The sequence below is a fragment of the Novosphingobium sp. genome (assembly GCF_027489515.1).
Lineage (GTDB): Bacteria > Pseudomonadota > Alphaproteobacteria > Sphingomonadales > Sphingomonadaceae > Novosphingobium.
Genome location: NZ_JAIXZS010000028.1, coordinates 1 through 17,136, shown reverse-complemented (window position 1 = coordinate 17,136; position 17,136 = coordinate 1). Strand labels below are relative to the sequence as shown.

The 17,136-nt window shown below is 65.9% G+C and carries 22 protein-coding genes and 1 tRNA gene; 9 read left to right on the top strand and 14 right to left on the bottom strand.

Annotated features, from left to right (window positions below):
• Window positions 1-456, bottom strand: a complete 456-nt coding sequence (locus tag Q0082_RS04890; protein WP_298190539.1) for a helix-turn-helix domain-containing protein — start codon at window positions 454-456, stop codon at window positions 1-3.
• 420 nt (window positions 457-876) lie between these two features.
• Here Q0082_RS04890 and Q0082_RS04885 point away from each other — a divergent pair.
• The 3 genes from Q0082_RS04885 (at window position 877) to Q0082_RS04875 (ending at window position 3,311) form a co-directional block, all read left to right on the top strand.
• A tRNA-Val gene (locus Q0082_RS04885) sits at window positions 877-952 on the top strand.
• Between the two features lie 252 nt (window positions 953-1,204).
• Entirely contained in the window at window positions 1,205-1,384 is a 180-nt protein-coding gene (locus Q0082_RS04880; protein ID WP_298190538.1) for a YdcH family protein, read from the top strand.
• A gap of 61 nt (window positions 1,385-1,445) precedes the next feature.
• Window positions 1,446-3,311, top strand: coding sequence for a GSCFA domain-containing protein (locus tag Q0082_RS04875; RefSeq protein ID WP_298190536.1), 1,866 nt, complete (start codon window positions 1,446-1,448; stop codon window positions 3,309-3,311).
• Here the strand turns inward: Q0082_RS04875 and Q0082_RS04870 are convergent.
• Complete coding sequence (locus Q0082_RS04870; protein ID WP_366522504.1) at window positions 3,308-3,892, bottom strand: TlpA disulfide reductase family protein; 585 nt, start codon at window positions 3,890-3,892, stop codon at window positions 3,308-3,310. The genes Q0082_RS04875 and Q0082_RS04870 overlap by 4 nt on opposite strands.
• A gap of 34 nt (window positions 3,893-3,926) precedes the next feature.
• Here Q0082_RS04870 and argH point away from each other — a divergent pair, with 34 nt between their 5' ends.
• Genes argH through Q0082_RS04850 form a run of 4 tightly spaced genes read left to right on the top strand, consistent with a single transcriptional unit; the run spans window position 3,927 to window position 7,675 of the window.
• On the top strand, window positions 3,927-5,342 hold the full coding sequence (gene argH / locus Q0082_RS04865) for an argininosuccinate lyase (RefSeq protein ID WP_298190535.1): 1,416 nt from the start codon (window positions 3,927-3,929) through the stop codon (window positions 5,340-5,342).
• Window positions 5,342-5,584: a hypothetical protein gene (locus Q0082_RS04860; protein ID WP_298190605.1), complete on the top strand. Its 243-nt coding sequence runs from the start codon at window positions 5,342-5,344 to the stop codon at window positions 5,582-5,584. Before argH ends, Q0082_RS04860 begins: the two co-directional genes overlap by 1 nt.
• A gap of 47 nt (window positions 5,585-5,631) precedes the next feature.
• On the top strand, window positions 5,632-6,891 hold the full coding sequence (lysA, locus tag Q0082_RS04855) for a diaminopimelate decarboxylase (protein ID WP_298190534.1): 1,260 nt from the start codon (window positions 5,632-5,634) through the stop codon (window positions 6,889-6,891).
• A 10-nt stretch (window positions 6,892-6,901) separates the two neighbouring features.
• Complete coding sequence (locus Q0082_RS04850) at window positions 6,902-7,675, top strand: NAD(P)-dependent oxidoreductase (protein ID WP_298190533.1); 774 nt, start codon at window positions 6,902-6,904, stop codon at window positions 7,673-7,675.
• Here Q0082_RS04850 and Q0082_RS04845 read toward each other — a convergent pair.
• From Q0082_RS04845 to pyrE, 12 genes are all read right to left on the bottom strand, one after another.
• Complete coding sequence (locus tag Q0082_RS04845; RefSeq protein ID WP_298190532.1) at window positions 7,672-7,932, bottom strand: hypothetical protein; 261 nt, start codon at window positions 7,930-7,932, stop codon at window positions 7,672-7,674. The two genes, Q0082_RS04850 and Q0082_RS04845, sit on opposite strands and share 4 nt — an antisense overlap.
• Complete coding sequence (locus Q0082_RS04840; RefSeq protein ID WP_298190531.1) at window positions 7,933-8,136, bottom strand: hypothetical protein; 204 nt, start codon at window positions 8,134-8,136, stop codon at window positions 7,933-7,935.
• Window positions 8,137-8,212: 76 nt separating this feature from the next.
• Window positions 8,213-8,422 (bottom strand): cold-shock protein, encoded by a 210-nt coding sequence (locus Q0082_RS04835; protein WP_067907594.1) that lies wholly within the window; start codon window positions 8,420-8,422, stop codon window positions 8,213-8,215.
• 363 nt (window positions 8,423-8,785) lie between these two features.
• The gene (locus tag Q0082_RS04830) at window positions 8,786-9,190 is read right to left on the bottom strand and encodes a PaaI family thioesterase (protein ID WP_298190530.1); all 405 of its coding nucleotides are present in this window, start codon (window positions 9,188-9,190) and stop codon (window positions 8,786-8,788) included.
• 10 nt (window positions 9,191-9,200) lie between these two features.
• Window positions 9,201-9,650 carry a PaaI family thioesterase gene (locus Q0082_RS04825; protein ID WP_298190604.1) on the bottom strand — a complete coding sequence of 150 codons (450 nt, stop codon included), beginning with the start codon at window positions 9,648-9,650 and terminating at the stop codon, window positions 9,201-9,203.
• Between the two features lie 98 nt (window positions 9,651-9,748).
• Window positions 9,749-10,216, bottom strand: a complete 468-nt coding sequence (ruvX, locus tag Q0082_RS04820; protein WP_298190529.1) for a Holliday junction resolvase RuvX — start codon at window positions 10,214-10,216, stop codon at window positions 9,749-9,751.
• Complete coding sequence (locus Q0082_RS04815; RefSeq protein ID WP_298190527.1) at window positions 10,213-11,328, bottom strand: DUF3089 domain-containing protein; 1,116 nt, start codon at window positions 11,326-11,328, stop codon at window positions 10,213-10,215. The genes ruvX and Q0082_RS04815 overlap by 4 nt, the downstream gene beginning before the upstream one ends.
• A 6-nt stretch (window positions 11,329-11,334) precedes the next feature.
• The gene (locus Q0082_RS04810; RefSeq protein ID WP_298190525.1) at window positions 11,335-12,405 is read right to left on the bottom strand and encodes an AI-2E family transporter; all 1,071 of its coding nucleotides are present in this window, start codon (window positions 12,403-12,405) and stop codon (window positions 11,335-11,337) included.
• Window positions 12,402-13,313, bottom strand: coding sequence for a signal peptidase I (lepB, locus tag Q0082_RS04805; protein ID WP_298190524.1), 912 nt, complete (start codon window positions 13,311-13,313; stop codon window positions 12,402-12,404). The genes Q0082_RS04810 and lepB overlap by 4 nt, the downstream gene beginning before the upstream one ends.
• Window positions 13,310-13,726, bottom strand: a complete 417-nt coding sequence (gene acpS / locus Q0082_RS04800; RefSeq protein WP_298190523.1) for a holo-ACP synthase — start codon at window positions 13,724-13,726, stop codon at window positions 13,310-13,312. The genes lepB and acpS overlap by 4 nt, the downstream gene beginning before the upstream one ends.
• Before the next feature lie 10 nt (window positions 13,727-13,736).
• Complete coding sequence (locus tag Q0082_RS04795; protein ID WP_298190522.1) at window positions 13,737-14,477, bottom strand: pyridoxine 5'-phosphate synthase; 741 nt, start codon at window positions 14,475-14,477, stop codon at window positions 13,737-13,739.
• A gap of 11 nt (window positions 14,478-14,488) precedes the next feature.
• A complete protein-coding gene (gene pyrE, locus Q0082_RS04790) occupies window positions 14,489-15,070 on the bottom strand; it encodes an orotate phosphoribosyltransferase (RefSeq protein ID WP_298190603.1) in 582 nt (193 codons plus the stop codon).
• Between the two features lie 293 nt (window positions 15,071-15,363).
• On the opposite strand from pyrE, the gene coxB reads away from it, so the two are divergent.
• On the top strand, window positions 15,364-16,398 hold the full coding sequence (gene coxB / locus Q0082_RS04785; protein ID WP_298190520.1) for a cytochrome c oxidase subunit II: 1,035 nt from the start codon (window positions 15,364-15,366) through the stop codon (window positions 16,396-16,398).
• 28 nt (window positions 16,399-16,426) lie between these two features.
• Window positions 16,427-17,136 (top strand): cbb3-type cytochrome c oxidase subunit I (locus Q0082_RS04780; protein WP_298190517.1); only part of this gene is annotated, 710 nt, incomplete at its 3' end.

The following is a 17,136-nucleotide window of genomic DNA, read 5'->3' as shown; positions in this document are numbered from 1 at the left end:
CTACAGCAGCTCCGCGTCATTCTCGGCGAGGTCGGACAGGGCCTGCCGGCGCCTCGAGTCGCGCTCCTGCTTGTATGCGAAGAGGTCCTCGGCCCGGATGCGCCGGTGCCGGCCCACAAGCACATGCGGGATCGACCCTTTCTCAAGCAGAGAGATCAGGTGCGGCCGGGACACGTTCAGGATGTCGGCTGCCTGTTGCGTCGACAGCATCTGATGCACCGGGACGAGGGTCACCGCGTCACCACGACCAATGTGCCCCAGCAGCTCTATCAGCAGGTGCGAAAGCGCTGGCGTGAGCGTCACGTCAACAGGTTGGCGATCGTTACCGAGCACGCGCAGCGTGGCGTCACCGTCGGCATGGACGGCTATGATCTGGCGTAGCTGGTTGGCCGCCGCCTTCTCGCTTGCAGAAGGTAGGCGTGCGCCGATCTCCTCGGCGAAAGCTGGAATGGTCACAGGCGGGCTCCTCTACTGCGCTCAGCTATGCGATATTCGCAATAAACGCAATAAGTGAAACATTCGAAAACGGCGCATGTTCCGGGATCGTGTTACCACCAGCGTGATGTCGGCTCGTGCCACGACGATGGCTCTCGCGAGATCAGTTCCCCGAAAGCGTCGGCCGCTGATTTGATTGCACTCTACGTCGCTCTTTTCAGCTGCCCGTCGCGCATCATGGTCTGGCAAGCGCATTTGGCTCCAGGGTCTCTATGGAAGCAAGGATCAAAGCCATCTTTCGCGCTCTCGAATGGCGAGATCATTCCGACACTATTCCGACAATCTAGGTGCCGCGGGACGCAATTTGCTGCCGTTCCTTGCCGGCTGGTTCCTGTTGACCGAAGCGGGAAAACCTAGCAATAGCGCGGCTTCCGCGAAAGCGGGCGGTTAGCTCAGTTGGTAGAGCATCTCGTTTACACCGAGAGGGTCGGCGGTTCGAGCCCGTCACCGCCCACCATCCGGCCAGTTTCCCCAACAAGCGCTATAGGCTCCGCTTATACGCGGCGCGCAGCAAAACTGATTGGCCGACCGTCTCCCGCAACGTTATCTCATTACGTGCGGACCGGGCCCCTCTGGCAGCTGTCACACTCCCCCCGCGGCAGCTGCGATGTCGGACCGCATCGAGCCGACCCGGACAGTCCAATCCCCCTGACCCATCAGGACTGATCCGGGCCGGCTCGAACCGGACATTCGGACAGGGAGATTTGCCATGCAGGCGCAAGACTACCGACTTTCGCTTATGCACCACCGGCTCGAAAAGGAGATCGGCCGCGAGCAGGCGCGCACAGCGCCGGATCGTTGGCGGCTGATCCGGCTGAAGAAGCTCAAGCTGGCGATCAAGGACCGTCTGCACCGCTTGACGCAGCACAGCGGCGGCGCGCCAGCCTGAAGCTGGCCAGACGCAGGAGCGGTGGACAGCGTCTGCCGCTCTGTGCGATGCGCAGAGTGCCATGCGCAAGACCGAGCCTTTGACCGGCAAAATCCCGCTCGACACTGCGCTTGCGCAGGCCCGGGCCAACCGGTTTGGCCGCATGCTGCCGCGCGGGCAGGAAAACCGTATCGAGCCCGAATGCTGGCCCGCACTGCGCCCTTCGTTCGGCTTCACGCGAGAGCAGGGTTTCTTCGTCATCGGCAGCTGTTTTGCGCACAATCTCGGCCGGCGGCTGATCGCGGATGGCTACCGGGTGCTCTACGGCGAAGTCGAGGACGGCCTGCAGCGCAACCGCTACACGCCGGCGGCGATCTGGCAGGAACTGGATTGGGCGAACCGCATCTTCTGCCGCGACGATCAGGTGGGCGAAGCGGATATCATGCCCCTGCTGCTCGAAGTGGCGCCGGGGCGCTGGGCGGATCTGTGGTCGCGCCCGGACCATGCCGGGGCGCTGCCGCTCGAGGCGGCGATCGCGCATCGCCGCGCGCTCTACAGCTACTTTCGCGGGGCTTTCGTGGCCGATGTCGCGATCATCACGCTGGGTCTGATCGAGGCATGGCACGATGCAGTGACCGGCACCTGGGTCGATTTCGATACCGCCTGGGCCCGCCGCAGCGACCGCGAACGGTTCTCCTTTGTGCGCATGAGCTTCGCGGCCGCGAAGGACTATGTTGAGCGCACGGTCAACCTGCTGGCCGACGGCAAGCGCAAGGTGCTGCTCACCACGTCACCGGTCGTGCTTGGGCGCACTTTCACCGAGGATGATATCCTCGTTGCGAACAGCCATTCCAAGGCAGTGCTGCGGGCCGTGGCGGGCGAGGTTTCCGCCGCGCATCCGAACGTCGATTACTTCCCGAGCTACGAGATCGCGATGCTCACGCGGCGGCCAGAGGTGTGGGAGGATGATCTCATCCACATCAACCCTGCCTTTGTCGCGCGGATCATGCAGCACGTGACGGCGGCCTACGTGCCAGGCGACGCGGAACGGCAGGCGCGCGATCTGCTGCAGTTTGCCAATCTGGTCGAAGGCTTGCAGTTCGATGCGGCAGAAGCGCTCCGCGCCGCCCATGCCGATAGCGTGTCGGCGAGCGGCGATCCTGCCGTGCAGATCGCGGCGCTGCGCCTGCATGTGGCGCGCGGGGAGATCGCGGCAGCAATGCCCTATGCGCGCAAACTGGCGCAGGCGGAGGACGAGGCGCTCGTTGCGAGCCGGCCGGACTGGGTCTTCGATGCAGCCCGCGCGCTGTCCGCTTCACCCGATGCGGCAGATGCGTCAGCCGGTGCGGCGCTGCTCGCCCGCTTTGCCCAGCGGGGCGCGGAGCAACCGCCCCGGCTGCATTACACATTCGTGCGCATGGAGCGTCTGCGCGACGCAACAGGTTTGGCGCAGCTCGTGCGGATCGCGGAGCCGCTCGCGTGGCTCCCGCCCCTCTTCGCCTCGCAAATCGCCGGATGGCTCGTCGCGCAGGGTGAGCTTGGCCGTGCGCACGCGTTGATAGTACGGCACCTGGCGGCGAGCCCGGAGGAACGGACGCTGCTCGAATCCGGGGTGCGCATCAGCCTCGCGCATGGCGACCTCGCCGCGACCTGTACTGCGCTGGAGGCCATGGTGCGCATCGATCCGCGCGATGTCTGGGCCGGCATGACCCTGGCGCGCACGCTGGTGAAGCGCAGGCTTCATGACGATGCGCTGGCGGCGCTTGGGGCATTGGGCCGCGCGGTGCCCGATCACCCGCCGGCGCTGGCGCTCACGGCCCATCTCCTGTGGACCACGCGGCGGCGCGATGAAGCCGTCTCCATGGCGGAACGTGCGATGGCTCTGGGCGGCGACGATCCCGTCGTCGTCAGGCAGGTCTCGCGGATACTCGCGGCAAGAGCACTTTAGCGCAGCGTATCGGCCAGCATCGCGTCGGTCCGCGGCCCGGCCCAGTCGTGCGAGCCGATCATGCGCCAGACCTCGCGGCCCTGCGCATCATAGAGCACGGTCGTCGGCAGAACGCCGGTGCCATAGTGCTGGCTGAGCGCATTGTCCGGATCGAGCCACGGCGCGAGATGCGTGAGCTTGCGACCCTTGAAGAAGGCATCGACGGCTGCGGCCTGATCAAGATCCTGTGAGACGGTGAGCACCGTCAGTTTGCCCGCCTTGGCCGCAGCGAGCGCATCAAGCGTCGGCATTTCGAGCACGCAAGGGCCGCACCAGGTGGCCCAGAGGTTGATCAGCACCGGCTTGCCCTTGAGATCGAGCGTGCGCAGCTTCTTGCCCGATGGATCGGTGAAGGTGAAATCGGGCAGCGCGGCGCCGCGGCTCGATATGTCGAGCGTGCCGTTGAAGACTTCCCCGCCTCCTGCCGGCGCAGCCGGTGCGTCAGAAGCACTTGCTGATGCGCTGCTCTGCGGTTGCGTGTCTGCCGGGGTTTGCCTATCGCACCCGGCAAGAAGGCCTGCGACAACGAGCGGGACCAACAAGGCGGACGGACGCCGTGAAGAGAGATTCGGGGACATGAGCGGCAATTCAGGCTCCAACCAGATGTGGGGCGGGCGCTTCGCGGCGGGCCCTTCGGCCGTGATGCGCGAGATCAACGCCTCGATTCCCTTCGACAAGGCCTTGTGGCGGCAGGATATCGCCGCGTCAAAGGCCCATGTGGCCATGCTGGGGGCGCAGGGCATCGTGACGGCGGACGATGCGGCGCTGATTGCGGGCGGCCTCGATCAGGTTGCAGCAGAGTATGAGGCCAGCGGGGTGCCCGAAGACTGGGACCTCGAAGACATCCACATGACGACCGAGAGCCGTCTCGCCGAACTGATCGGCCCGGCGGCAGGGCGGCTCCACACCGCGCGCAGCCGCAACGATCAGGTGGCAACCGATTTTCGCCTCTGGGTGCGCGATGCGGTGGACCAGACCGGGGCCGCGCTGGAGGCGCTGCAGATCGCGCTGGTGACGCGTGCGGGCGAACATGCCGCGAGCATCATGCCCGGCTTTACCCATTTGCAGACCGCGCAGCCGGTGACGCTGGGGCATCACCTGATGGCCTATTACGAGATGATCGGGCGTGATCGCTCGCGCTTTGCCGATGCGCGGGTGCGGATGAACCAGTGCCCGCTGGGCTCGGCCGCGCTGGCGGGAACGGGCTTTCCCATCGACCGCCATGCGACGGCCATGGCGCTGGGCTTCGACGGGCCGACCGCGAACAGCCTCGATTCGGTGTCAGACCGCGATTTCGCGCTCGATTTCCTGATGGCAGCGGCGCAGTGCTCGCTGCACCTCTCGCGCCTTGCCGAGGAATTCGTGATCTGGGCGAGCCAGCCCTTCGGCTTCGTCACCCTGCCGGATAGCCTTTCGACCGGCAGCTCGATCATGCCGCAGAAGAAGAACCCCGATGCGGCGGAGCTGGTGCGCGGGCATTCCGGGCGGATCGTTGGCTGCCTCACCGCGCTGATGATCACGATGAAGGGCCTGCCGCTGGCCTATTCAAAGGACATGCAGGACGACAAGCCGCCAGTGTTCGAGGCAGCCTCGCTCCTGGCCCTTTCCATCGCCGCGATGACGGGCATGGTGGCTGAGGCAACCTTCCGGACGGAGCGGATGCGCGGCGCGGCAGAGCTCGGCTATGCGACCGCGACCGACCTCGCCGACTGGCTGGTGCGCCAGGCAAACATTCCTTTCCGCGAGGCGCATCATATCACCGGCTCGGCCGTGAAACTCGCCGAGGCCCGCGGCGTTGCGCTCGATCAGCTGGCGCTGGCGGACCTCAAGGCGATCGACCCGCGGGTGGACGAGCGCGTGTTTGCCGCGCTTTCGGTCGAAGCGAGCGTTGCGGCGCGCGCCAGCCATGGCGGAACCGCGCCAGATGAGGTACGAAAACGGGTCGCCGAGGCGCGTGCTGCGCTGGGGCTGCCAACGGATATCGAGGCGTGATGCGCAAAGCTTTGTCTGTTCTGCTCGTTGCCATGCTGCTCGCCGGATGCGGCGCGCGGCGCGAGCTGCAGCCGCTGGCAGGGCGCGCATTGCCGCCCGCGCCTTATGGCCGCGAAGATAAACCGCGCGCCGACGTACTGCTCACCCCTCCGGTGCAGGCGAAACCCCAGCGCAATATCGAGCTGCGCAGCCGCTCGGAGGACCGCGAGGACGATCCGTTCGACCTCCCCCCCGAGGACTAGAATCCTTCTCCAGCCCGGCTGGAGACCCTAATTTCCAGGAATACCCGATGGATCATTTCGAATATCGTGGCGGCGTGCTTCATGCCGAAGATGTGCCGCTGCCCGTGATCGCCGCCGAAGTCGGCACGCCGGTCTATGTCTACTCGCGCGCCACGCTGACGCGCCATGCGCAGGTGTTCCGCGATGCGCTCTCGGTGCTGCCCAAGGTCCACCTTGCCTTCGCGGTGAAGTCCAATCCCAACCTTGCCGTGCTCAAGGTGCTGGCGGCGGAAGGCTATGGCGCCGATGTTGTCTCCGGGGGCGAGATGGACCGCGCGCTGGCGGCGGGGATCCCGGCGGGCGATGTGGTCTTCTCCGGCGTGGGCAAGACCGCGGCGGAAATGCGCCGCGCGCTGCAGGCGGGCTGCGGGCAGTTCAACCTCGAAAGCGAAGAAGAGGGGCAGGAACTTGCCGAGATCGCGGCGAGCATGGGGCTGACCGCGACGGCGACCCTGCGCATCAATCCCGATGTTGATGCGGGGACGCATGCCAAGATTTCGACCGGCAAGGCCGAGAACAAGTTCGGCGTGCCGTATGACCGGGCAGGCGGCATCTACGCGCGGCTCTCCGCGCTGCCGGGCCTCAACCTGCGAGGCCTCGCGCTCCACATCGGCAGCCAGCTTTCCAAGCTCGATCCGCTGGAAGCCGCCTTTACCAAGGCCGGAGCGCTGATGCAGGCGATCCGCGCCGAAGGCTTTGCTGTGACGCACATGGACCTCGGCGGCGGTGTCGGCGTGCCCTACAAGGCCGGCGAAGTGTTTCCCCAGCCCGCCGACTATGCCGCGATGATCGCGCGGGTGACGAAGGACTGGGATGTCACGCTGATGTTCGAGCCGGGGCGCCTGATCACTGGCAACACCGGCGTGCTGCTGACGGAAGTTGTCCGCGTGAAGCAGGGTGCGCTGCATCCCTGGGTCGTCGTCGATGCCGCGATGAACGATCTGGCGCGTCCGGCGATGTACGATGCCTGGCACGATTTCAGCGCGGTGAAGCCCGGCGGCGAGAGAATGACCGCGAACATCGTCGGCCCGATCTGCGAATCGAGCGATACGTTCGCCATGGCGCGCGACATCGACGTGGTGGCGCGGGGCGATCTCGCAGTGTTCCGCACCGCGGGCGCCTATGGCGCAACGATGGCCAACACCTACAATTCGCGCCCCATGGTGCCCGAAGTGATGGTGGACGGCGAAAGGTGGGCCGTGGTGGCAGACCGGATCGAGCCATCGACGATCCTTTCCGCCGAGCGCGTGCCCGAGTGGCTTGCATGAGGCGCTTGGCATGAGCCTGCCCAGTCTCCCCCTGTTCCATCGCCTTGCCGGGCTGCCGGTGGTGGTGCTGGGCCATGGCGAGGCGGCGGACGCGAAGCGGCGGCTGGTGGTGCGCGCAGGCGGCAAGGTGATCGAGGACCTCGCCGAGGGCATCGATATCGGCGCGCGGCTTGCGTTCATCGCGCACGAGGATGAGGCGGCTTGTCAGGCCGATGCAATCCGCGCGCGCGGTGCAGGGCTTCTGGTCAATGTGGTCGACAAGCCCGCACTGTGCGATTTCACCACGCCCTCGATCATCGATCGGGCGCCGGTGCTGATTGCGGTGGGCACCGGCGGGGCCTCGGCGGGGCTGGCGAAAGCGCTGCGCCTGCGGCTCGAGCGTCTGCTGCCGCAGGGGCTGGGGGCGCTGGCCGAAGCGCTCTACGCGGCGCGCGGGGCGATGCGTGCGCGCTGGCCCACTGGGTCTGAGCGACGGCGCGCGCTTGATGCGGCGCTCGAAGAAGGCGGGTCGCTTGATCCGCTGCGCGACGGTGCGGATGTCGGTGCCTGGCTGGCGGGCGGCAGCGATGGCGCGGCGGGTCGGTTCACGATCCAGCTGCGCTCGGCCGATCCGGATGATCTGACGCTGCGCGAAGCGCGGCTGCTGGGGCAGGCCGATGCGGTGGTGGCGGGGCCGGATGTGCCTGCTGCCGTGCTGGCGCGCGTGCGCGCGGATGCGGCGCGGATTGCACCGGGCGATGCGGAGCTGGACAGCGGGATCGTGGTGGAGATCGAGGGGCCCTAGTCGGGCGCGACGATGTGCGCGAAGAGCTGGTCGATGTGGAGCTGGAGTTCCTGCACCGCGAGATTGTCCGCATGGCGCGGCAGGCTCAGCGGCAGGCTCATGCTCTGGTGAAGCGCCGATGCCTCGGGAACGGTGAGCAGACCGCGCTGGCGCAGGATATTGGCAAGACTGGCAATGCCGTTGATCGCGCAGATGTCCGAGACTTCCAGCGCCGCGAATAGCTGGGGAAGGTCAAGATTGGGTGGATTGTTCGTCACTCAGGCGGGACTGAGGCTGTTGGCAAGGCGCTCAAGCCGGGCGCTTTCGCGGTTCGCGGCCACTTCGCGGAGCTGCTCGGCCATGGCGCGCCAGGCCTTCTCGGAGCGCAGCGCGCGGTCGCGCACGTTGTCGAGCTTGGCGCCCGATGCTTCGGTAGCTGCCTGATCGGCACGTTCGATGAGAAATTCGTAGGACAGCGCCATCAACATCGACTCCGGACCGGGGGGCAGGAAGGCGCCCGCAGCAACCAGCGTACTGGCTGCTGCGGGCTCGCCTTGATCAGTTCGCGCTGGCGAGATTGATCGCCGATTCCTTGCCGTTGCGGCCGGTCTCGACGTCATAGCTGACGCGCTGGTCCTTGCTCAGCGTGGCGAGGCCAGCGGCCTGCACGGCGGAGATGTGGACAAAGCTGTCCTTGCCGCCGTCATCCGGCTGGATGAAGCCATAGCCCTTGTCTTCGTTGAAGAATTTTACGGTTCCGATAGTCATGGTCGCTTCCTTTCAAGAAACGGGAGTGACCGCCGGCGCGAATGCCGACGGGGTCGTGCGTCTGGTCGTCACTTGAAAGGAAATCGAGGGAGTCGGAGATGCGGGAAACGGGTTCCTGCATCTCAAATCAGAACGTCGATGCCCGTCTCACTTCAACGAGAGCAGCATGGAAAAACCGGCGCTTGCCGGTTGAAAAAGCCAGGCATCTTGAAAAGGAAAGGACGCTGGCAAAGCAGCCGTCAAATTCCGTCGCAATCGACGTGAGGCACGTTTTCTTTAGAAGGCCGGTCAAAAATTGCAAGATAATTCGGTTGCAATCACGGCAGGCCGAGTTTTGACCAAGTTCAATAATGCTTTTTTCGTTCAGCTTTCCTTGGGCGGAGCCAGCAGGAAATTCATCCAGCTGCTGGCCACCAGCTTGCTCCGGTCTCCCTGCCAGGCCTCGACCCGCACGTTTGCAACACGGCGCCCGGCGCGGATCACTTCGCCGCGCGCGAAGGTGCGTTCCTGCACGCCGCCGCGCAGGTATTCGATGCTGATGTTCACCGGCTTGATGCGGAAGGTGCTGCCTTGCCGATCGAGCTCGGCGCGCAGCGCGGCGTGGGCAGCCATTTCGAGCAGGCCGCCGATCGCGCCGCCGTGGAGGAAGCCCGGGCGGCCCATCACGCGTTCGGCATAGTCCATCGCGATGACGGGGGCGCCATCCTCGACGTGATCGACTTCCATGCCCATGGTGCGGGCATAGGGAGGAAGATGATAGTCATTCATAGTCTGGCGCTCATGGCTTCGACCATCCTTCGCTGCTCACCAGCATGAAGATGCCGGCGGTATGCGCGACCGGATCGGCAATATCGCCATCGTGGGCGATCCCGCGCACGAACGCCATCGACCGGAGCACCTGATAGCATTCGGCGCGCGCGATCACCGTCTTGCCCGGAGTCGCTGCACGCACGTAGTCGATCCTCAGATCAAGCGTGACTTGCGGATTGAAGGTGCCCTGCCGCGTCCAGACCGACATCGATGTCGCGTTGTCGAGCAGGCTGATGATCGGGCCCGAAGCAAGCACGCCGGTTTCCTCGACGCCGACGAGATCCTCGCGCCAGGGGAGGGCAAGCTCGATCCAGTCATCGCCGTGATCATGATATTCCATGCCGAGGAAGCCGGTGTGGCCCTGCCGCGTGAACCAGCGCGCGCCGCGTTCGGGATCGAACACGAAACCTTCGGGCATGATGGTCTTCATGAGGCCAGCGGCCTTCTCATCCTTGTTCATGACGAACGTCCTGCCGGGGCGAGCCTGCGGTGACAACCATCATTTGTGGCGCGGGATCAGAACGCACTGCCCACCATGGCGTCGATGGCGCCCTGCAGGATCAGCGCGGCGGCATGCGAATCGATCCGCTCTGCGCGGCGCGCGCGGCTGAAATCCTGCTCGATCATCGCGCGCTCCGCCGCCTGCGTGGTCCAGCGCTCGTCCCACAGCAGGATCGGCAGGCCCAGATCGGCAAGGTTGCGCGCCATGGCGCGGGCCGCCTGGCTGCGCGGGCTCTCGCTACCGTCCATGTGAAGCGGCAGGCCGATGACGAGGCCCTTGACGCTGCGCGCTTCGATCAGCGCGGCGAGTTCGGCCTTGTCTTGCGTGAATTTGCGGCGACGGATCGTCTGCCCGGCTGTAGCGAAGCGCCAATCGCGGTCGCACAGCGCGATGCCGATGGTCTTGGTTCCCGGGTCGAGCCCCATCAGCGCGCCGCCATCGGGAAGGCGCTCACGCAGTTCGGCAGCGCTGGTGGTGATCATCTAGGCGGCGCGCTCCACGCCGCCGCGCGCTTGGCGACATCGGCGCGTACATTGGCCCAGAACAGTGGCACGTCATACACGTGGTAGTTGTTGCCGGGCAGCACGTAGGGCCCAAGATCGGGGCCCTCGCCAATCAGCAACAGGCCGGACTTTGCATCACATCGCGCGGGGACGCCGAGTTTGGTAAGCGTGCCGGTCGTCAGATCGCGCGCAGGGACCATGGTGCCGAGGTTGGCTGTGCCGGGTGCATCCGGCGCAGCGCCGCCATTCAGCGGATTGGTGCAGAGGATCGGTTCGGTGCCCTTGGGCTTGCCGTCGAGCCCCGGCTCGGCGCGATAGGTATCGATCATGAGGCGCGCATCGGGCGGATCCCCGAAACTGAGCCAGCTCATCACGCAGCCGGTCTGGCCGGGTGCGGTGCAAGCCTCAAAGCCCGTGGCTGGAAGATCGTGCGCAGGCGAGACCGGCCAGCCGATGACGTAGGCCGCTACGATGCGGCGGGCGAGCGGGGTGCCCTTCACCTCATCCTTGAGCAGATGCAGGAGATGCAGCGCGCCCTGGCTGTGGCCTGCCAGCACGATCGGCGCATCAGCGGGTGCGGCGGCGATGAAGGCGTGGAAGGCGGCGCGCACGTCGGCATAAGCGATGTCGCGCGCCTTCAGCGTTTCGGGCCGGTTGACAAGGAAGCTGCCGAATGCGGCCTGCCGGTAATAGGGTGCGAACACCGCTGCTTCGCCATTGAAGGCGCTCGCCATGCCGCGCACGAACAGCGCGGTGCGGTAGCGCGTATCCTTGTCGTCGATCGGGCCGTTCCAGTGATCGCGCGCAAGGTAGCTTGTCGGATGGATGAAAAAGACCCACGCCTTGCCTCGCGGCGCGGCAGGGGTGCCTTCGGGGCGATACTGGGCCGGGTCGTTCGCGGTGCCGGGGCGCGAAACCCACATGGCGGGATCGTCGTAGAAACCCGCGCGCAAGGGCTGCTGCGCTTCGAACGGGCCGCGCGGCACGAAGGCGAAGCGGGTGAGCTCGGCCGACCAGATGCGCAAGGCCAGCAGCGCGGCGATCACCATCACGATCAGCAGCGCGATGAAATAGAGAAACTTGCGGGCCATGCCTGGCTAGTCCGTGGCTTCGTCGCGGCGGGTGTTGTGCTCGGCCTGCCGCTCCAGCGCGATCTTGAGCATGACGACCAGCGGATCGGCGAGCGCCAGGCCAAGGATGCCGAACAGCACGCCGAAAATGAGCTGGGCGCCGAGCACGAGGGCCGGGGCGAGATCGGCGGTGCGCTTGGCCACCATCGGCACGATGATGTTGCCGTCGACCGTCTGCACCACGACGTAGACCGCGATGCAGTAGATCCCCATGGTCGTGCCGCCCGAAAAGCCGACGAGGATCATAAGTATGCCCGAGATCGGCGCGCCGATGTTGGGCAGGAAGACAAGGAGGCCGGTCAGCAGCCCGAGCAGCGCGGCCATCGGCACGCCATAGACCGCGAGCGCGATCCACGTGGCGACACCTTCGATCACCATGCCGAGCATGCGCCCGGCGAGCAGCATGCGCAGCGTGCGGCCCATGCGGTGGGTGGTGCCGTGGAAGTATTCGCGGCTTTCGGCCGGGAGCAGCCAGGCAAGGCCGCGCTGGTAGAGATCGGGCTCGAGCACGAAATAGATGCCCAGGATCACGATGATCAGCAGCGTGGTGACCCCGCCGAACAGGCCGCCCAGCGCCTGCGTGACCTGCCCGACCCCGCCAAGCAATTGCTGCAACAGGCTGCTCACATCGCTGCGGCCCATGGTGAGGCCATGCGCCGAGGCCCAGTCGAGCGCGCGCTGCGCCTGCGCTGTCACCAGCGGCGGCATTTCGGCGGCCTGCGTCATGATCTGGCTGCCGGCAAATTCGACTACCCAGACAAGGAACGCCACGGTCAGCAGCAGCACCACGGCAATGCGCCATGTGCGGCGGATCGGCAGGACGCGGCCGAGCAGGCGCTGCCCGCCGTCGATCAGCATGGCGAACACGAAGCCGCCGAAGATCACCAGCAGCGGATGCGCGAGATAGACCGCAAGCGCGGCGAGGCCGGCCATCCCGATCCACACCGCCGCGCGCTTGATCTCCTTCCGCACGATATCGTCGCGGATATCGGTGGGGCCGGCGTTGTGTTGGGTGGCGGGTGTCGGCTCGTCACTCATGGCTTGGTCGGGGCCTTTTGCGGCAGGATCATCGGGCGTAGTCTGAGCGAAGCGCGGCTGCCCCGCAAGGCGCCATACCACGTCAGCGGGTTCCACGTTTCGGTGCCGTTGAGCGAATAGGTTATGAATTCCGCGCGGCCGCCGATATCGGCGAGTGGAAGCGGACCGCCGAGCCCCTTTTCGATGATCGGCGCACGGCTGTCGGCGGAATGATCACGGTTGTCGCCCATCAGGAAGGCATAGCCCTCGGGCACTTTGGTCTCGGGATAATTGTCGAGCGGCTGGTTGCGGTGATCGATGATCCGGTAGGTCGCACCGTTGGGCAGCGTCTCGCGGAAGATCGGCAGCTCGCAGACCTGCCTGCCGTCTGCCGCGCGGTAACGCAGGCCAGGAAAATCGTCAGGATCGCAGGGCTGGTTGGGATCGACCGGCAGCTCCAGCGGCGCTTCGGCGATTTGCGGCACCGGCTTGCCGTTGAGGATGATCTGCCCGTTCACCACCGCGATGCGGTCTCCCGGCAGCGCGACGACGCGCTTGATATAGTCTTCGTCGCGGTCGGGCGGGACGACGATGACGATATCGCCGTATGCCGGAGTCGCCGGCATGATGCGCGTTTTCGAACGCGGCAGGAAATGCATCGAGGCAGAGACCCACGACCAGCCATAGGGGTACTTCGAGACGACCAGCTGATCGCCCACGAGCAGGTTCGGCATCATCGAGATCGAGGGGATGTAGAACGGCTTGGCCACAAAGCTGTGAAAGCCGATCACCGCGAGCAGCATCAGCAGCAGGCCGCGCATTTCAGCTAGCCAGTTGGTGCCCCCCGTTTCGGCGGCCTCGTGCTCGGTTGTGCTGGCTTCGACCGGCTGCGCATCGGGAGCCGGTATGGTCTCGGGACTATCGCTCAAACAGCACCTGCGGAAAGGGGACGCGCCTCGATCACCACGAAGGCCTGCGCCCATGGGTGATCGTCGGTGAGCGTGAGGTGAACCACCGCCTCGTGCCCTCGCGGGGTGATCGCGGCAAGGCGCGCGGCGGCGCCGCCGGTCAGGGCAAGGGTGGGCGCACCGGAAGGTGCATTGACCACGCCAATATCCTTCATGAACACGCCCGCCTTGAAGCCGGTGCCGACGGCTTTGGAGAAGGCCTCCTTGGCAGCGAAGCGCTTCGCCAGCGTGCCGGCCTTTGTATAGGGCCGGCGCGCCGCCTTGGCCTGCTCAAGGGCCGTGAACACGCGCTCTTCAAAGCGCGTGCCGAATCGGTCGAGCGATGCCTGGATACGCTCGATATTGCAGAGATCGGAGCCCATGCCGATGATCACTGCCCACTCCTCACCGAGCTGCGTCCATAAGCTCGCGCATCTTGAGCACCGCCGGGGCAAGCCCGGTGAAAATCGCCTCGCCGATCAGATAGTGCCCAATGTTGAGTTCGGCGAGCTGCGGGATCGCCGCAATGGCGCTGACGTTCTCGTAGGTGAGGCCGTGGCCGGCGTGGGGTTCGATGCCGTTCTTGGCGGCAAGCGCGGCCATGTCGGCAATGCGTCGCAGTTCCACCGCGCGGGCCTCGCCTTCGGCATGGGCATACTCGCCGGTGTGCAATTCGACGACGGGAGCGCCAAGCTGCATCGCTGCCTCGATCTGGCGCGGCTCGGGCGCGATGAACAGGCTCACGCGGATGCCGGCATCGGCAAGCCGCGTAACGATGGGGGCAAGGCGGTTGTGCTGCCCGGCGGCATCGAGCCCGCCCTCGGTCGTGCGCTCCTCGCGCCGCTCGGGCACGATGCAGGCGGCGTGCGGTTTGTGCTTCAGGGCGAAGGCGACCATTTCCTCGGTCGCGGCCATCTCGAAATTGAGCGGCAGGCTGGTCGCGGCCTGGATGCGCGCGATGTCCTCATCGCGGATGTGGCGGCGATCTTCGCGCAGGTGCGCAGTGATGCCGTCGCCACCGACTTCGGCAACGATCTGCGCCGCGCGCACCGGATCGGGATGATCGCCGCCGCGCGCGTTGCGGATCGTGGCGACGTGATCGATGTTGACGCCCAACCGCAATCTGGGCCGCGGGCGTTGGGCCATGTGCAGGCTCATCAGGCAGCGCGGCTCCCCGGCTTGATCGCTGGAGTGGCGGCCAGCTCGGGCGGAAGCTCGTCCGGCGCGTAGGTCGGGAAGCTGAGGCTGACGAGCGGGTAGAACGGCACGCCGAGGTCTGCCGTGCCGCCTGAGCGATCGACCAGCGCTGCACCGGCTACCACGATGCCGCCCGCCGCCTCGATCGCGGCGATCGCCTCGCGGCTGGAAAGGCCGGTTGTAACGACGTCCTCGACCATCAGCACCTTCTCGCCGGGCTTTAGCGAAAAGCCGCGGCGCAGTTCGAAGGTGCCGGACGGGCGTTCGACAAACATCGCCTCGACGCCAAGCGCGCGGCCCATTTCGTGGCCGATGATCACGCCGCCCATCGCGGGCGAAATCACCTTGCCGATCTGTTGGCGCAGCTCGCGCGGCAGAGTCGCGGCGAGGGCCGAAGCAAGGCGCGAGGCGCGCATCGGGTCCATCAGCACGCGCGCGCACTGCAGATAGTGCGCGCTGTGGCGGCCTGAGGAGAGCAGGAAGTGCCCTTCAAGCAAGGCCTCGCTGGCGCGGAATTCGGAAAGGATCTCGTCTTCGAGCATGATCGTCTCATCGTGGGCGGGCTGCGGAGCCCGCAGGCGGTGCGTCAGACGTGGGTCCATAGCGAAGGCGGGGGCGCGGCGCCATGCCCGACTTGGGGCAGGGCTGCCCGATCCCGGTTATTCGCTTGCGCCTTAGAGCTTTAGGGCAAACCCCATTGCCCTAAAAATATCCGTTCAAGCGCTTGAGGCTTGAGGCGAGCGAGCGTATAGGCGCCGTTGAATTAAGGGATTTGGGGTGTGGAGCGTCGGGGCAAACGCCCGGCGCAGAAGCAAAAAATCGAGAGTTGCACACGATGAGTCTTACCCATGTTGCCCGCGCCGTGACGGGTGCGATCCGGACTTTCAGCCTTGCGGCCGCGCTCGTGTTCGCGCCTCAGGCAATGGCAGCCGCGGCTGCTCCGGCCGCTGCAGCGGCTGCGGCGCCAGCACCGGCTGCCCCGGTTGCTATCGCGCCCGCTCCTGCGGCCAGCGCTGCCCCGGCTGACGCCGCTGCTGCTGCCCCGGTCGACAAGGGCTCCTACACCCCGATGAAGCCGGTCGACGGCGTCGGCCAGCCGGTTGCCAAGGGCATGACCTTCCAGACGCAGTTCTCGCCCATCGGTGAGGAAGCGCTGGCGATGCACGATTACCTGCTGATGCCGGTGATCACAGTGATCTCGCTCTTCGTGCTGTTCCTGTTGCTCTTCGTGATGGTGCGCTTCCGCCGCGGTGCCAACCCGGTCGCGTCCAAGACCAGCCACAACACCACGATCGAGATCATCTGGACGGTTGTCCCGGTGCTCATCCTCGTGGTGATCGCGGTGCCTTCGATCCGCCTGCTCGCGCACCAGTATGCGCCTGCACCCAAGGGCGCGCTGACGGTGAAGGCGACGGGCTACCAGTGGTACTGGGGCTACACCTATCCCGACAACGGCGGGTTCGAGGTGATCTCGAACATCCTGCCGGACGCCGAAGCGCTGAAGCGCGGCGAGCAGCCGCAGCTCGCGGCTGACAACCGCATGGTCGTCCCCGCTGGTGAGCCGATCCGCCTGCAGACCACCGGGTCTGACGTGATCCACGCCTTCGCGGTGCCCTCGCTGTGGTTCAAGCTCGACGCCGTGCCGGGCAAGATCAACGAGAAGGTGCTCTTCATCAAGCAGCCGGGCGTCTATTACGGCCAGTGCTCCGAACTGTGCGGTGCCCGCCACGGCTACATGCCGATCGTGGTCGAGGCTCTGCCGCGCGCCAAGTTTGAGGAATGGGTGAAGACCCAGGGCGGCACGGTCGGTCCGGCCGCCGGCGCCACCACCACGGCGGCAGCTCCCGCCAAGACCACGCCCGCTGCGTAACGATTTCGAAGGACAAGGTTAGACCACCATGGCCAGCATTCCAGCCCACGAGGGCTTCGACGCCCACCACGATCATGCTCACGACCATGATCACAAGCCCGCGTTCTTCCAGCGTTGGTTCATGTCGACCAACCACAAGGACATCGGCACGCTCTACCTGATTTTCGCGATCATCGCGGGCATCATCGGTGGCGGCGTCTCGGGTATCATGCGTGCAGAACTTGCGCATCCGGGCATCCAGTACCTTGGCTGGTGGACGCACTTCCTTGGCGGCAACGACCAGGACTTCAACGCCACGCTCCACATGTGGAACGTGCTGATCACCGCCCACGGTCTGATCATGGTGTTCTTCATGGTCATGCCCGCGCTGATCGGCGGGTTCGGCAACTGGTTCGTGCCGCTGATGATCGGCGCGCCGGACATGGCCTTCCCGCGCATGAACAACATCTCGTTCTGGCTGACCGTCTCGGGCTTCTGCTCGCTGATGATCTCGGCCTTCATGCCCGGTGGTACCGGCATGGGCGCCGGCACGGGCTGGACGGTCTATGCGCCGCTTTCCACTTCGGGCTCGGTCGGCCCGGCGGTCGACTTCGCGATCTTCTCGCTGCACCTCGCGGGCGCAGGCTCGATCCTCGGTGCGATCAACTTCATCACCACCATCTTCAACATGCGCGCGCCGGGCATGACCCTGCACAAGATGCCGCTGTTCGTGTGGTCGATGCTCGTCACCGCGTTCCT

Coding starts and splice junctions, on each gene's coding strand:
- Q0082_RS04880 (WP_298190538.1), top strand. CDS start 1,205: ATGCAGGCGCAAGACTACCGACTTTCGCTTATGCACCACCGGCTCGAA.
- Q0082_RS04875 (WP_298190536.1), top strand. CDS start 1,446: ATGCGCAAGACCGAGCCTTTGACCGGCAAAATCCCGCTCGACACTGCG.
- argH (WP_298190535.1), top strand. CDS start 3,927: ATGAGCGGCAATTCAGGCTCCAACCAGATGTGGGGCGGGCGCTTCGCG.
- Q0082_RS04860 (WP_298190605.1), top strand. CDS start 5,342: ATGCGCAAAGCTTTGTCTGTTCTGCTCGTTGCCATGCTGCTCGCCGGA.
- lysA (WP_298190534.1), top strand. CDS start 5,632: ATGGATCATTTCGAATATCGTGGCGGCGTGCTTCATGCCGAAGATGTG.
- Q0082_RS04850 (WP_298190533.1), top strand. CDS start 6,902: ATGAGCCTGCCCAGTCTCCCCCTGTTCCATCGCCTTGCCGGGCTGCCG.
- Q0082_RS04840 (WP_298190531.1), bottom strand. CDS start 8,136: ATGGCGCTGTCCTACGAATTTCTCATCGAACGTGCCGATCAGGCAGCT.
- Q0082_RS04835 (WP_067907594.1), bottom strand. CDS start 8,422: ATGACTATCGGAACCGTAAAATTCTTCAACGAAGACAAGGGCTATGGC.
- Q0082_RS04830 (WP_298190530.1), bottom strand. CDS start 9,190: ATGAATGACTATCATCTTCCTCCCTATGCCCGCACCATGGGCATGGAA.
- Q0082_RS04825 (WP_298190604.1), bottom strand. CDS start 9,650: ATGCCCGAAGGTTTCGTGTTCGATCCCGAACGCGGCGCGCGCTGGTTC.
- ruvX (WP_298190529.1), bottom strand. CDS start 10,216: ATGATCACCACCAGCGCTGCCGAACTGCGTGAGCGCCTTCCCGATGGC.
- Q0082_RS04815 (WP_298190527.1), bottom strand. CDS start 11,328: ATGGCCCGCAAGTTTCTCTATTTCATCGCGCTGCTGATCGTGATGGTG.
- Q0082_RS04810 (WP_298190525.1), bottom strand. CDS start 12,405: ATGAGTGACGAGCCGACACCCGCCACCCAACACAACGCCGGCCCCACC.
- Q0082_RS04795 (WP_298190522.1), bottom strand. CDS start 14,477: ATGGCCCAACGCCCGCGGCCCAGATTGCGGTTGGGCGTCAACATCGAT.
- pyrE (WP_298190603.1), bottom strand. CDS start 15,070: ATGCTCGAAGACGAGATCCTTTCCGAATTCCGCGCCAGCGAGGCCTTG.
- coxB (WP_298190520.1), top strand. CDS start 15,364: ATGAGTCTTACCCATGTTGCCCGCGCCGTGACGGGTGCGATCCGGACT.